Annotated in this window: 26 protein-coding genes; 4 read left to right on the top strand and 22 right to left on the bottom strand. The window is 66.0% G+C overall.

All coding sequences use genetic code 11. The features are described 5' to 3' along the window. Positions 1-10: 10 nt before the first annotated feature. From H4F98_RS07485 to H4F98_RS07385, 21 genes are all read right to left on the bottom strand, one after another. The gene (locus H4F98_RS07485) at positions 11-175 is read right to left on the bottom strand and encodes a hypothetical protein (RefSeq protein WP_182686356.1); all 165 of its coding nucleotides are present in this window, start codon (positions 173-175) and stop codon (positions 11-13) included. After that, complete coding sequence (locus H4F98_RS07480; protein ID WP_182686354.1) at positions 172-1851, bottom strand: terminase large subunit; 1680 nt, start codon at positions 1849-1851, stop codon at positions 172-174. The genes H4F98_RS07485 and H4F98_RS07480 overlap by 4 nt, the downstream gene beginning before the upstream one ends. 4 nt (positions 1852-1855) lie before the next feature. After that, entirely contained in the window at positions 1856-2266 is a 411-nt protein-coding gene (locus H4F98_RS07475; RefSeq protein ID WP_182686352.1) for a hypothetical protein, read from the bottom strand. A 104-nt stretch (positions 2267-2370) separates the two neighbouring features. Continuing rightward, positions 2371-2685: an HNH endonuclease gene (locus tag H4F98_RS07470; RefSeq protein ID WP_220479123.1), complete on the bottom strand. Its 315-nt coding sequence runs from the start codon at positions 2683-2685 to the stop codon at positions 2371-2373. Further along, on the bottom strand, positions 2678-2893 hold the full coding sequence (locus tag H4F98_RS07465; protein ID WP_182686348.1) for a hypothetical protein: 216 nt from the start codon (positions 2891-2893) through the stop codon (positions 2678-2680). The genes H4F98_RS07470 and H4F98_RS07465 overlap by 8 nt, the downstream gene beginning before the upstream one ends. Then, on the bottom strand, positions 2890-3156 hold the full coding sequence (gene lysC / locus H4F98_RS07460) for an Rz1-like lysis system protein LysC (RefSeq protein ID WP_182686346.1): 267 nt from the start codon (positions 3154-3156) through the stop codon (positions 2890-2892). The genes H4F98_RS07465 and lysC overlap by 4 nt, the downstream gene beginning before the upstream one ends. Then, positions 3138-3533: a hypothetical protein gene (locus H4F98_RS07455; RefSeq protein ID WP_182686344.1), complete on the bottom strand. Its 396-nt coding sequence runs from the start codon at positions 3531-3533 to the stop codon at positions 3138-3140. The genes lysC and H4F98_RS07455 overlap by 19 nt, the downstream gene beginning before the upstream one ends. Beyond that, positions 3533-3760: a hypothetical protein gene (locus tag H4F98_RS07450; RefSeq protein WP_182686342.1), complete on the bottom strand. Its 228-nt coding sequence runs from the start codon at positions 3758-3760 to the stop codon at positions 3533-3535. The genes H4F98_RS07455 and H4F98_RS07450 overlap by 1 nt, the downstream gene beginning before the upstream one ends. Further along, entirely contained in the window at positions 3757-4080 is a 324-nt protein-coding gene (locus H4F98_RS07445; RefSeq protein ID WP_246372960.1) for a hypothetical protein, read from the bottom strand. The genes H4F98_RS07450 and H4F98_RS07445 overlap by 4 nt, the downstream gene beginning before the upstream one ends. 9 nt (positions 4081-4089) lie before the next feature. Further along, on the bottom strand, positions 4090-4716 hold the full coding sequence (locus H4F98_RS07440; protein ID WP_182686338.1) for a glycoside hydrolase family 19 protein: 627 nt from the start codon (positions 4714-4716) through the stop codon (positions 4090-4092). A gap of 169 nt (positions 4717-4885) precedes the next feature. Further along, a complete protein-coding gene (locus H4F98_RS07435) occupies positions 4886-5317 on the bottom strand; it encodes a hypothetical protein (RefSeq protein ID WP_182686337.1) in 432 nt (143 codons plus the stop codon). Between the two features lie 12 nt (positions 5318-5329). Beyond that, on the bottom strand, positions 5330-5578 hold the full coding sequence (locus H4F98_RS07430; protein WP_182686335.1) for a hypothetical protein: 249 nt from the start codon (positions 5576-5578) through the stop codon (positions 5330-5332). Then, complete coding sequence (locus tag H4F98_RS07425) at positions 5575-5781, bottom strand: hypothetical protein (protein WP_182686333.1); 207 nt, start codon at positions 5779-5781, stop codon at positions 5575-5577. The genes H4F98_RS07430 and H4F98_RS07425 overlap by 4 nt, the downstream gene beginning before the upstream one ends. Beyond that, positions 5778-6284, bottom strand: coding sequence for a RuvC family protein (locus tag H4F98_RS07420; protein ID WP_182686331.1), 507 nt, complete (start codon positions 6282-6284; stop codon positions 5778-5780). Before H4F98_RS07420 ends, H4F98_RS07425 begins: the two co-directional genes overlap by 4 nt. Next, positions 6281-6532 carry a hypothetical protein gene (locus tag H4F98_RS07415; protein ID WP_182686329.1) on the bottom strand — a complete coding sequence of 84 codons (252 nt, stop codon included), beginning with the start codon at positions 6530-6532 and terminating at the stop codon, positions 6281-6283. The genes H4F98_RS07420 and H4F98_RS07415 overlap by 4 nt, the downstream gene beginning before the upstream one ends. After that, positions 6529-6804 (bottom strand): hypothetical protein, encoded by a 276-nt coding sequence (locus H4F98_RS07410; RefSeq protein ID WP_182686327.1) that lies wholly within the window; start codon positions 6802-6804, stop codon positions 6529-6531. The genes H4F98_RS07415 and H4F98_RS07410 overlap by 4 nt, the downstream gene beginning before the upstream one ends. Beyond that, entirely contained in the window at positions 6804-7340 is a 537-nt protein-coding gene (locus H4F98_RS07405; protein WP_182686325.1) for a hypothetical protein, read from the bottom strand. Before H4F98_RS07405 ends, H4F98_RS07410 begins: the two co-directional genes overlap by 1 nt. Next, positions 7337-8812, bottom strand: a complete 1476-nt coding sequence (gene dnaB / locus H4F98_RS07400; RefSeq protein WP_182686323.1) for a replicative DNA helicase — start codon at positions 8810-8812, stop codon at positions 7337-7339. The genes H4F98_RS07405 and dnaB overlap by 4 nt, the downstream gene beginning before the upstream one ends. After that, positions 8809-9717 (bottom strand): hypothetical protein, encoded by a 909-nt coding sequence (locus tag H4F98_RS07395; protein WP_182686321.1) that lies wholly within the window; start codon positions 9715-9717, stop codon positions 8809-8811. Before H4F98_RS07395 ends, dnaB begins: the two co-directional genes overlap by 4 nt. Continuing rightward, positions 9717-9863 carry a hypothetical protein gene (locus H4F98_RS07390; RefSeq protein ID WP_182686319.1) on the bottom strand — a complete coding sequence of 49 codons (147 nt, stop codon included), beginning with the start codon at positions 9861-9863 and terminating at the stop codon, positions 9717-9719. The genes H4F98_RS07395 and H4F98_RS07390 overlap by 1 nt, the downstream gene beginning before the upstream one ends. Next, complete coding sequence (locus H4F98_RS07385) at positions 9863-10216, bottom strand: hypothetical protein (protein WP_182686317.1); 354 nt, start codon at positions 10214-10216, stop codon at positions 9863-9865. The genes H4F98_RS07390 and H4F98_RS07385 overlap by 1 nt, the downstream gene beginning before the upstream one ends. A gap of 141 nt (positions 10217-10357) precedes the next feature. Here H4F98_RS07385 and H4F98_RS07380 point away from each other — a divergent pair, with 141 nt between their 5' ends. After that, a complete protein-coding gene (locus tag H4F98_RS07380) occupies positions 10358-10582 on the top strand; it encodes a hypothetical protein (protein WP_182686315.1) in 225 nt (74 codons plus the stop codon). A 122-nt stretch (positions 10583-10704) separates the two neighbouring features. On the opposite strand, the gene H4F98_RS07375 is transcribed toward H4F98_RS07380, so the two are convergent. Next, positions 10705-10878: a helix-turn-helix domain-containing protein gene (locus H4F98_RS07375; RefSeq protein ID WP_182686314.1), complete on the bottom strand. Its 174-nt coding sequence runs from the start codon at positions 10876-10878 to the stop codon at positions 10705-10707. 40 nt (positions 10879-10918) lie between these two features. On the opposite strand from H4F98_RS07375, the gene H4F98_RS07370 reads away from it, so the two are divergent. Genes H4F98_RS07370 through H4F98_RS07360 form a run of 3 tightly spaced genes read left to right on the top strand, consistent with a single transcriptional unit; the run spans position 10919 to position 12332 of the window. After that, positions 10919-11461 (top strand): hypothetical protein, encoded by a 543-nt coding sequence (locus H4F98_RS07370; protein ID WP_182686312.1) that lies wholly within the window; start codon positions 10919-10921, stop codon positions 11459-11461. Positions 11462-11464: 3 nt separating this feature from the next. After that, a complete protein-coding gene (locus H4F98_RS07365) occupies positions 11465-11809 on the top strand; it encodes a hypothetical protein (protein WP_182686310.1) in 345 nt (114 codons plus the stop codon). A gap of 1 nt (position 11810) precedes the next feature. Further along, complete coding sequence (locus H4F98_RS07360; RefSeq protein WP_182686308.1) at positions 11811-12332, top strand: hypothetical protein; 522 nt, start codon at positions 11811-11813, stop codon at positions 12330-12332. The last annotated feature ends 124 nt before the right edge of the window (positions 12333-12456 follow it).

Genomic DNA, 12456 nt, shown 5'->3' with positions numbered 1-12456 from the left:
CGTTGCCAAGTCACCCACGGCGAGCACCTCGCAAGATGACGCTCGCGAGTCCGAGGGGGCCGGAGGCAGCCGTCAGCAGTGCCCAGCCGGGGCCGGCGAGCAAGTAGACGCCCGCGACCGCGAGGCCGAGGCCCAGCACCAGCAGCAGCATCACGACTAGGATCGTGCTGTTCATGCGATTACCGGGCTCCGGAGGAAGTCGTCGATCGACGGCGCCGCCGCTGGGTTCAGCGACATCAGCGTCACCGCGTTGAACATTGCCATCAGCGGGTCGATCTTCGCCGTGCCGGCAGCCTGCTTCGTGATCACGATCGCGTTGCCCCTCGGTTCGACCTTCGCGTTACCTGCGCACCACGCCATCAGCGGTTGCCCCGCGTGCCACAGCGTGCCCTCGGCGAGCTTCCGCTCGGCCGTCTTGATCGCGCCGGTGAGCTTCCAGCCCTGCGACACGCCTACCACTTTGTCCTTCGGAACGCCGGCCTCCTCCAGCGCATCCAAGATTGCGCCGAGCCCCGCGGGGTCGACTCCTACCTTGTCCAGCAGGCCGGACTCTTCGATCTGGGCGACGATGTCCGCCACCTGCTCGACGTCCTCGCCGATCTGCTGCACCAGCACCAGGTCGCCGTCTGAGGCGAAGTCGTTGAAACGCTCAGCCTCGGCCTTGCGCCGTTCCATTACGGACGGGTGCGCCCAGGCGCGGCTCCACACCAGCCAGTCGCGCGTCTCCTTGTCCCGGCCGACGACCGCCAGCCCGAGCAGGTCGTCCAAGCCACCACCGTCGATGCCGACGTCGACGACCTCGCACCGCTCCAGCAACTCTTCGAGCGTGATTCCTAGCTCGCTCTGAGCCTCCCAGTACTCGGCGCCGGCCCATGCCGCGGCGTGGAGCGCGACGCCGATCTGGAGGTTCAGGTGCTGCGAAGCCCAGATGCGAAGCTCGACCTCCGAGGTGTCCTTCGCCTCCTGATAGTCCGACTGCAGGCGCTGGATCGTGATCGACTTCCCGAGGTTCGGCGTCACCAGCGGCCAGAGCGCGGGGCTCTCCCACTTCCGATCCTTCGACTCCTGAAGTTCCTTTGGGAACTCGAACAGCACCGGAAGCATCGCGCCCTCGCGCTTGCCGTCCCGGATGTCACGGGCCTTCTGCAACTCGTCGGCGAAGATCCCGACCGGGGCCTCGTCGCTCTGCGTGGTGATGAAGGCGAGGAACGCCTCCGGGAACGGCAGCATGCCGCCGCGGATCTGGCGCAGCGCCTTGGGCGCCTTGGCCATCTTCGCGCACACGTGCAACTCGTCGATGAGCGCCCCGCCACTGATCTTCTGGCCCGTCAGCACCGACGGGTCGAACGTCATGATCTCCAGCTCCGCCTTCGTCTCCCGGTGGATGATCGTCTTCAGGTGGTGGCGGACGTGCAGCTTCTTGTCCAACACCGGGTCCAACTCGATCGCGCCAGCTGCAGCGTCGAACGCCAGCTGCGCCACGTCCTGTACCGGTGCCGTCATCACGTAGCCAGCCCGGGGCCGCTGATTGAGCAGCAGCGCGGTCACCATCAGCAGCGCGCCGTCGGTGGTCTTGCTGTTCTTCTTCGGGACCAGGGCGAACAGCTCCCGGATCATCCGCTCGCGCGTGGCAGGGTCGACCGACCCGAACATGGCACGGACGATGTCGCGGAACCATTCGCCTCCGGCCTCCTCCATCGTCGGCGTTCCCGGAACGTCGGCCAGGCGCAGCTTGTTGAATACCCGGACGGCCCGCTCGGCTTCCGCAGTCCACAGCGGCAGCCCCGGCACCAGTGATCGACCTGCCTGCAACCGCGACCACCAGTCACGACAACTCAGGTCCCACGCCATCGCGTCAGGCCTGGCGTCGGATCGGCGTCACGCCGTCGGGCAGCAGGTCGCTCCACTCGGTGCCATCCGCCGCGGTGACCGCGTCACGGTTGGCCTGCTCCTTCTTCCCGACCGGCTTCTCCTTGTCCACCGGCGGCGCGGCGAGCGTCGGCGTCATTGCCAGGAACGACTTCTGCGCCGAGACGTTGCCCTTCAGAGCAGTTCGAGCCATCGCGTCGAGCACCTCCATCCGCCGGCTGAGCGCGCCGTTCGACAGGTCGGCTGCGTGGTACTTCTCCAGCGTGTTGCGCGAGATGCCCAGCGCGATCGCGATTTCCTCGTGCGACATGCCGCCGGCCGCCGCATTCGTGACCTTTCTCCGGCTCACCGGAGTCGGCTTGTAGGCCGGTCGGCCGGGTTTCGAGTTCTTGCGCATAAATCCTGTTCAGCCCGAAATCTCGGGCGAAGAAAAAACCTCTGCGTGAGTGGGCGGCGGGTGTCCGGCGAAGGGCTGCCTGAACTTTCGCCCCGCCCCCCCGTTCAGCCTCGTGCCCGCTTAGCCTCTGCCTGCGTCTTCAGGCTGTGGCAGTCGCGGTTGATGGCCCGCAGGTTGCTCGGGTCATCGGTGCCGCCCTCGAACACCGGCGTGATGTGGTCCACCTCGTGGGCGATCAGGACGCGGCCCTGGCACTGCTCGCACTGGCACATGAACCCGTCGCGCTTCAGGACCTGGGCCCTGAGCCTGCGCCAAGGCCGGCCGCCTCGTCCCTGCCCGTAGCCGTTCTGCTCTGCCGGGGCTTGCAGGCGATCGCCGAGCGTGGCGACACGAGGCTTGAGGGTGGTGAGCCTACCCATCGAGGCTCTGGCTCTGGTCGCGCTCGCGCCCGTACACGTTGCCATCCAGGTCGCGCTCGGGCTCGAGCTCATCGTCCTCGGGCATGGCCTCGCCCATGTCCAGCCGCATGTTGAATAGGTGCTGCACAAGCTGCGCCAGCTCCGCCAACTGCTGGCCCTGCTGGCGGATGGTGGCCTCCATGCGGTTCAGTCGATCGGTCAGGCTCATGGCTTCACCTCGGTGCCCAGTGAACGGATCTGGCTCATACGCTTAGAGCACTCCTCAAGCGCAGCCTTGCGGGCGTTGGCCAGCCGCACGGCCTCGCCTACGGTGTTGTCCCGCTTGGCCACCTGCGCGCAAGGCTCGGTCAGCTCGGCCGGCACCGGCACCATGGTCGGCACCGGCACACGGACCAGCTCGGGCACCTTGATGTCCGGGCAGCTGCGGCAGCCGGCCATGAGGGCGATCGCGATCAGTACAGCGCTGCGCACAGTCGTGCCTCCAGTTGGGCCCGGCAGGTGGGGTCCTTCTTGAACTCGGCGAGCTCTTCGTCGCGCGCGTGGATCTCTGCCTGCAGCCGGCGCCTTCCATCCGCGGCGAGCTTGGCCTCATCGTCGGCGCGAATGCGCCAGGCCTCGGCTTTCTCCTCGGCGGCTTCCGTCGCGGCGTTGGCATCGTCGTACATGGCGACCATCTCGGTCAGGCTCGTCTCGAGGCTATCCACCCGCGCATCGCACGCGCTGAGGGTTTCCTTCAGCTCGGCGCGGTCGTCGGACACCGAGGCGGCGCCACAAGAGCGCCCGCCGAAGAACAGCAGCAGCGCGATTGCGCTGGCCACGACGGCCTGGATGATCGCGCCAGGGCCCATCAGGGCAGGCCCTTCTGCCTGAAGCTGGTGGCGACCGGGATCAGGATGGCCGAGACCACCGCGACCAGGCCCATGCCGGCGAGCGCCCACTGCGGGAACGCCGCCTGCGCGGCCTCGTTCAGCAGCGCGTACGCCGCGAGGCCGGAGGTGGCCGAGGCCGAGGCCAGGCCCAGCCAGGTCGACAACCGGCGCATGACCTTCGTGAAATCGAAACGCTGCTCGCTCATCTCAGGCCCCTCGTCTGCCTCAGTTCCTTGATGTCCTGGGTGTTGCGGTCGATCTGGACCTTCGCCTGCGCCATCTCCCGGGTCAGCGCCGGCACGTCGGCCAGCTGCGCCGACAGCGTCGCGATCTGCCCGTTCGTGACGGCCTGCTGCGTCACCACGGCCTGCAGGCGCTCGGTCTGCCTGTCCAGGCGCGTCGTCAGGCTGTTGGCGAACCAGAGGCCGCCGGACACCAGCACGCTGGCAGCTACTGCCACGATCCACTTCTCGACGGGCCCCAGTGCGAAGCGCCAGTGCCCGTCGCCTTCCCTTTGGACTTCCATCGGCATGCCTCAGTGCGCGAACACGCGCATCGCGCGGCTGTAGCGGGCCCGGCGGTCGGCTTTGCCGTGCTGGCCCCCGTTGATCCGCGTGGTGATCTTGTCGAAGCGGCCCAGGTCCGCCAGCTCGTTCAGGCCGTGGTCGTCCCAGTAGGCGCCGGCGCTGAGGGCGGCCCACAAGGGCTCCTCCAGCTTCTCCGGGTTCAGCACCAGGTCCGGCACGGTCGGCATGCGCTCGTGCAGCGCCTCGGTGATCGCCTCGTAGTTCACCTCGCCCGTCACCTGGATCAGGCCCCGGCCGCGGTAGCGCCAGCCGTCGCCGGCGGTGTCGTTGCCGAGACGGCCGCCGTAGACGTGGTTGGCGATGACCTCGGGCTTATGGGCCATGTCCTCGGCCATCTGCCTGGTGAACCGGCTGGGCCACGTCGCCAGCAGCCCCGCGGCGCTGTAGTTCAGGTTCTCGACGGTCCGCGACAGGCTCATCGACTCGTGACCGGTCTGGGCAAGGAACGCCGCGACCCGCGCCGGGGTGTTGATCTGGTACAGCCTGCACGCCTCGCGGATCGGCTCCTCGAAGCGCTGGGCAGTCGCCCACGAGCATCCCACCGCCTCGAAGATCTGACGGGCTGAGGGGAGCATCGCGGGTCCTCGGTAGGGTGCCCGGGCAGGTCGGTCTTCATGGGATCCGCCGCCCGGGCCAGGCCGCCGCCGGCCTGAAACGCAAAAGCCCCGACCGGTTAGGTCAGGGCTTCGTCATGGGGCAAATACCCCACAGTGGCTGAAAAACTACGGTAGAGGTGCGCACCTGTCAAGCGGCGATGGCCAATCCCACGAGCACGCCCCGTACGTGCGCAAACCCCACGTCGTGCAAGGTCAGGAAGTGGCGAGCCGATACCGGCGTGCTACCCACGGCCTGCAGGAGCTGGTTCGCTGTGTCCCTTCGCTCGTGCTTCTTCCGGCCGCTGCCGCAGTAGTAGCCGCGCAGCACGCACGCCAATTCGCGCTGGGTCCTGGCCATGTCCGACACGATGAACTCAATCTGGAGCGCTTCCTGATTGACCTCGATTGGCTTGAACCCAGTCACTCGACCCGGCATCTCGCCGCGGTGTTCGATCAGCACCTGCAGCATGTTCTTCGACTGGTGGCCCAAGTATTCGCAGTCGCGGTGGAGCGCGAACTCGCGGCCCCAGCCCTCGAGCCGCGTGCGCACGTAGGCGCCGAACGCATCGGTCTGGCTCATGGAAACCTCCCCTCATGCCGCATCACGGAACTCCTCGAGCGTGGTGTCGTCCAGGCGGAACTGGGGCAGACGGCCATCGTCCTGGCACATGCCGCGCTGGCGGCTTTCATTGCCGCGGCAGTGCACGACCCCGAAGGTCACGACCCTGCAGGTGCAGAACGCGCACAGCCCGCGGCGACGCAGCGCGGCGCGGTAGCGCTTCGCCTGTCGGGCCATAACGAACGATTCGGGCCGACTCAGGTTGTCGGGGTTCAGGGTCATGCGGCGTGATCCGTTGGTGGCATCGGCCATTGGCGGATGCGTCGCTTCACCGGATGCACATACGCGTCCACCGCCCCATTGATGACCTCGGTCAGGCTGAGGCCACGCGCAGCGGCGATCGCTGTCAGCGCCTCGTGCGTGGCCTTCGGCAGACGGAACTTGACCTGCACCTTCGACCGCCGGCGCGGCTTCTCAGCCGTCATGCCGCCGCCCTCCCCTGCAGCTGAGTGTTCTCGTGGTGCAGCGCGATCAGCAGCGCGTCCGCCCTGCCGCCATCCTTTTTCCGCTTCAGCCTGTCCGCGGCTCCAGGGAAGCGCCGGATCGCCAGCAGTCGTGCCGCGTCCTTCTCCGTCCCGATCAGACCCATGCCGCGCTTCCACACGGCGGGGATCGCGCGCGAGTACGGGATGCCCAGGGCCTCCAGGACCCCCTTGATCTTTCCCGCGGTTTCACCGAATCGGAACGCGCTGGTGCCGCCGTCCGCCGGCCTCGCCCCCACCTTCTCCACGCACGCGCTGATGTAGGCGCCGGGGTGCGCGGCTCGCTGATCACGCAGGAACAGCGCAAGCTGCTGCGCATCTACCTCTCCCCAATCGCCGACCTCCCGCGTGGGCATGTCGATCAGCGGGCCGGGCTCTCCGTCCAGCAGTACTGCGACCGCGCCGGTCAGGCCTGGGTCGATGCCGAATGTCACTCGCATGGTCATGCCTTGCTCCTCCGCTTCGGTGCCTTCGCGAGGTTCGCCAACGTCTCGCGGAATGGGCTCTTGTGTGCGCCGTCGCGCGCCTTCTGGTAGCTCTTCTGCCGGCGACGCCAGCAGTAGATTTCGACTTCGGTGGGCGACTGGCAGCCGGCCTGCACCGCCCGCACCGCGTCGGGCGCGGCGAAGGCCGGAAAGGCCTGGCGGAACGCATAGGGCCCGTCGAACTCGCGGCCCATGAACTTCAGCGTCATGCCGCTTCCTCCAGTCTTCGGATGGTGATGTTCAGCGCGCCCCACTCGTCCAGCTTGTGGACCCGCCACATGACCCGCTGGCCGTGCAGGCCGTTGACGCTGCCGCGGTGGCAGTCGGCGCACAGAGCGATCGAGATGAACCAGAAGCCCTGAACGGGCTCGTGTGCCTCACTCGGACCGCTCGCGCCACACACGGAGCACGGGAGCTGCCTGACTCGGTCGACGTGGGCGCGCTCGGCCTTCGTCATCGGGCGCTTGTTCTTGCTGTGCATCAGGCAGCCCTCCGCGTGCCGGCCATGTTCCAGAACTCCGCGCGAACGTCATCCAGCAGGACCTGGGTGTAGTTGCTCCCGATGTGCTCTGTGATGCCGTCGAACAGCTGCTCGAACCGGTCCTGCTCCATTTCATCGAATGCCAGGCTCTCGGCTTGCTTGACCATCAGCCCGCCGACACCAGGCACGTCGATCTCCAGCTCCTCACAGCAGGTCCCGGATTCGCGCTGCAGCCGCTTCACCGCGTCGTGGCTACGCAGGTCCTCCCAGCCGTCGACGTTGTCGACCATCAGCTGGCCGATCTTGTGGATGAGCCGGTGCTGCCAGCCCTCCCTCGCCTGCTTGATCTCTGCCCGGTACTCGCGGCCGACGCGGAATCCGCGTTCCTTGGCCAAGCGCTGATCGATCGGGTGCGACGGGACGAATGCGCCGTACTCGACGCCGGTGCTCGGGTCGACCAGTCGCATGCAGGTGACGTAGATGGGCCGGCGTGCGCGCTTGGCGCGGATCTTCTTCTGGGCTGAGGTGAGGCTCATTCGTCACCCGCCGCGCGGTCGGCGGCCGCGTTCCCACCCTTCACCTTGCGGAAGCCGCGCCGGCGCGTGCCGCCCTCCCCATCCGATTCCGGCAGCGGCGCCGGTTCCCAGTCGATCGGCAGGTTGCTGAAGCGGAACAGCTCCGGCTGGTACTTGGCGCGGACGTCGCCACTGGGCCCGTTGCGCTGGAGCGCGACGATGATCTCGGCGGTGCCGCGGTAACGAGTCGCCTTGTCGTAGGCCTCGTCGCGGTAGATGAAGATCACGACGTCGGCGTCCTGCTCGATCGCGCCGGAGTCGCGCAGGTCGGCCGGCACCGGTCGCTTGTCGTTCCGGGACTCCAGTCCGCGGTTCAACTGCGACAGCAGGATCACCGGGACGCCCAGCTCGACGGCCATCAGCTTCAGTGCCCGGGTGACGTCGCCGAACGCCGCGGACCGGTTGTCGCCCCGCACCTCGATCAGCTGCAGGTAGTCGATCACCACCAGGCCCAGCGGCTGGCGCGCATGCTGCCGGCGCACCTGGGCGACGATGTGCTCGACCCGCGCACTTCGCGGCCGCGAGATCAGCAGGGAGGCGCCGCGGAGCCGCTTCACCGCCCGGTCGGCGTTCGCCCAGTCGACATCATCGAGCTGACCGGAGCGCACGCGGTTGCCATCGACGCCTCCCTGGGACGAGAGCATGCGGTCGCCCAACTCCTCCGGGCTCATCTCGAAGGTGAAGACGGCCACCGGCTGCTTCTGTTCGATCGCGCAGTGCTCGGCGATGTTCTGGGCCAGGGTCGTCTTGCCCATCTTCGGCCGCGCCGCGAGGATCACCAGTTGGCCGGGTCGGATGCCGGCCAGCAGCCGGTCGAGGTCATCGATGCCCGTCCTGAGGCCGTGGATCTCGGTGTCGCGCTGGTGCCGGTCCTGCAGGTTGTCGAAGACCCGCTGCATGACCGACTGGACCGGCTCGAGGTCGCAGGGTTCGTTCTCCATCAGCGAGCCAATCCGGGTCTGCGCCTGGCCGATCAGTTCGACCGACGGCCGCCCCTCCGGCGAGTAGGCGTCGTTCACCAGGTCGGTGCCGACGTCGATCATCCTGCGCAGCATTGCCTTCTCGGCAACGATCTCGGCGTAGGCGCGCACGTTGGCGGCCGACGGTGTGGTGCTGTCCAGTTCGATCAGGTAGGCGCCGCCGGCGACCTGCTCGCCCAAGCCCATGTCCTCGAACCACGCGCCCAGCGTGATGGCGTCGAACGGCTTGCGCGCCTTGTGCAGGGTCTCGATCGCTTCCCAAATCAGCCGGTGGTCCCGGCGGTAGAAGCTGTCGGCGGTGAGCAGGTCCGACACCTCGTCCCAGGCCTTGGGCTTGATCATCAGCGCGCCCAGCACCGCCTGCTCGGCCTCGATCGCCTGCGGCGGCAAGCGCAGCTGGACCAGGTCCGCGTGGCGGTTCTCCTGGCGCTCGTCGCGGATCATCGCGTTCATGCAGCGGCCTCCCCTTCGCTCTGCGCGCGGTCGAACAGCTTCGCCATGACGCCGTCACGGAGCAGGTATTCGAAGTCCGGCGACCAGCCTTCATGGCCCGGGCCGCCTGGCTTGCGACCGGCGTGGAAGTCGTCGCGGCTCGCCTCCTCGAAGTAGTCGCTCCAGAACTCCGGGGTCACGCGGTCGCTGCCGTAGAGGTCGCGGCAAATCTGCCTGCAGGTCGGGATCGCCTTCTCGACCGCCTTCAACCTCGGACGGTTCAGGATCGTGCACTTCGGCAGGTTCCCCTGCGGCTTGGCGAGGATCCGGTTGTAGGCCTCCTGGGCCTGCTCGGCGATCTGCTTGATCCTCGAGGCCTGGCGAGCCTTGAGGTCAGCAGGTGGCGAGGGGTCGCCGCTCAGCGCCAGCGGCGGGGACGAATCCGACCGAAGGGAGGATTGCTCTTTCCCTTCCTCTCCCTTCCCTTCCCTTCCCTTCCCTTCCGGGGGTGAACGTTCGCCGAGCGTTCGACGATCACTCTGCGATCCCTTCTTAGATTTGCTCGCCTGACGACGTTTTGCCGGACCTTCTGGAACCGTTCCATCCTCATTCGGGTACTTGTACGACGGCTGGTCGATCTTCTGGTGATGCCAGCCGGTGACCGCCCAGTAAGGCTCTCCGTCGATTTCGTACTCACGAACCAGTCCGACGCCTATGCATTCGTCGATCATTCGCCGAACATCCTCAGAACGCACGTCGTCCGCGGGCATGATTTCGGCCTTTAGTCGCTTCGTGCTGGCCGGATGGATGCCGGCGTCGTCGCAGAAATTCCAGAGTCCGATGAACAGCAATCGCGCGCTCGGCGAAAGGTCCATGACCTGTTCGCTGGTCCAGAACTCCGGCTTGATGGTGCGGATCCTGGCCATCAGCCACCCCTCCGCAGTTCCTGCAGGATCCCGGCGATGTGCCAGTTGAAGATGACCGCCTGGATGGCGCGCTCGGTCGCGTTGCGCGGCCAGCGGATGCGGGCTGTTTCCCGGGTCGGGTGGTGGGCGGCGGCGTTGTGGCGCATCAGGCGGCCTCTCTCAGCAGGCGGGCCAGACGGTCGACCTCGCTCACGCCTTCGATGGCGCGCTGCAGGTCGAGGTACTGGCGCAGGAGGTTGGAGCCGGTCGCCGAGCACAGCGGGCCGACCAGCTTCTCGGGAATGGGGCGTTTGCCGTTCTGCAGGCGGGACAGGTAGGCCACGGACACCCCCACCGAGGCCGCGACATAGGCCAGCTTGTGGTGCCCGGCAGCGATCGCCACGGCCAGGGCCTGCGCTTCGCTCTCACACTGGCGGACGACCTTGTCCGGCGCGTCCTTCGGGGCGTTGTGGACGCCCCAGACGAGCTTCAGCACCTTTTGGTTTCCATCGGTTGCCATGCGTTGCCTTCTGTTGCCAAGCCCATCAGGGCGTAATGAAGGCCCGACCCCGAAGGATCGAGCCGATGGATTCAGGAAGTGCGGGCGCCCGCCTGCCGGTACAGTTGGAGGTGCGACCCAACCAACTGACCGGAGACGGACATGAACATCGATCCAAACTCAGAGCACCAGCGGTTCGACGCCCTCCAGGGGCACCTGATGGCACTCGAGGCATTGATGGTCGAGACCATCAAGGCAATTCCCCAAGATCAGCGCCGAGATCTGTTTCAGCGGGCGAAGATCCTTGTTCAGCAGTTGATGGCCCACAGTCCGGGCAATGTGACGGCGAGCCAGACGATTGCTCGAGTTCAACGCCAAGTGCCGTAGCAACTCGGTCGAAGAACGCGTTGACGGCAACCATCTGCGCTGCACGGGAGCGGGCCAAGGCCTGCTCCTGCCTTTGCGCAGTGGGATGGATCCGGCGCTTGGCGACGGTAGCTGGGGCGTCTTCACGCGGCATTGGGAAGGTCCTGCCCGTCGTTGGCCGGCGGGATCTCCGTGGCCTTTGCCAAGGCGACGAGCGCCTGGCCAAGTTCCCAGTTGGGCTTCATGTGCCCGTTGGCGATCCGGTTGATCGTGGACTGACGCGCCCCCACGGCCGCCGCGATGGCGACCTCGGTCATGCGCGCGCGTTTGAGGTGCCCGATGGCTTCTGAGGGAGTCATGGGCAGGAAAGTTATCCCGTTCCGGATAGCTTGGCAATCCCTATCCGAATATCGCCCGACGAACGGTATCCATGAACATGCGGATATGGATCAGATACGACGCAACATCCTCCACCTCGCCGACGGCAGAGCGCTGAACAGCATTGCTATCGCCGCCGACATCCAGCAGAGCTGGCTGCAGCGGTACATGAACCCGGACAAGCCCAGCGGCATCAAGAAGCCCAACCCGGAGATGCTCGCCCCAGTCGCCCAGGTCCTTGGCGTCTCCCTGTCGGACCTCATGACGAAGGACCTGACCGCGGGGCCCGTTGCCTCGTCTCAGCCAGCGGGACTGAACGGACGCATGATCGGTTTTGCGATCAAGGTGGCGGATTACTTGCGGGACATCTCTCTCGACAAAGTGTCGGAAGAGCAGTACGAAGACTTCCTTGCCGAAGCGCTCATGCTGGTGCAGGCCAGAAGCCGGCTCCCCGAAGCGTCCGACCTGCCCGAAGTGGCCAAGAAGGTGATCGCGGAGATTCGTTCCAAAGCGAGGGGGTAGAAGGTGGATCAACAGGAAATCAGGGCTCTTGCCCGGGAGATTGCAGCCAGTCGAGGTGGAAAGGTCCGAGCGAAGGTGCGACACCTCAGTGTCGTCGGTTCGACAGTCGCGCCAGGCCTCAATGCTTTACAGCGTGACGTCGTCTACGGAAGGATCCGCGACCTGGGCAACATGTACTGGCTGAACTGGCTGATCCGCCAAGAAACTGCGGAAGTCATGGGCGTGATGGAATGTCTCAGCGACAAGGAACTCACTCAACTACTGGAGAAGATGGAACGTGGACGCGAGTGCCGAATCGAGGGAATTGCATTCGACGAGGCTGGTCTGGTCAGAGAATCGGGATGCTGAGATGAATACGAATGCCGCAGCGCCATGGGTGCTACTCATAGCCGTAGCCGCGATGAGTTCTTTTGCGCATGCTGACGGCCCTGAAGGGTCCTACAGCAAGACTGACGCGCAGGTATTTTGGAAGTCAGAAAGTCGCGTGGATCCCATGGCAAATTCTTCCTCTTGCCTGATTTCGCCTACCGCTCCTGAAAAGGGTGGGCTCCTGGTGATAGTGATGGATGGCGAGGTGATCTTCAGCATTGTGGGGAAGGCCTATCCGGGTTCGATCTCAAAGATCCGAGTCGACACGAACGAGCCGGTAAGCTTTCGTGCTCGGATCGAGCAGGTGACCACGAGGAGTTACGAGGACGATGGTCGCCAGTTTTTGGCTCAGCTTAGGGCTGGAGAGAAGATCCTCACGCAGTTCTGGCCGTTTCCTTCTGGCAGCGCGGTCAACTGGGAAGGACCCGTTGGCGATCTGCCAGACAAGGTTGACCAATGCCTTTCACAGCAAGGTAGCCGCCACGCAATTGGCAGCCGGTAGGGCGGCAATCTAGACGTACCGACTCCAACGGCTCAGGCCGGAAGCTACCGTTCGTCGGTTTTTGTATGAAATTATCCCGTTCCGGATTGACTACTTATCCGGTTCCGCATAACAATCAGCCCAT

This window comes from Marilutibacter spongiae (assembly GCF_014145325.1).
Lineage (GTDB): Bacteria > Pseudomonadota > Gammaproteobacteria > Xanthomonadales > Xanthomonadaceae > Marilutibacter > Marilutibacter spongiae.
Note: the sequence above shows the minus strand (reverse complement) of the source record. Positions and strands in the feature narration are given on the sequence as shown.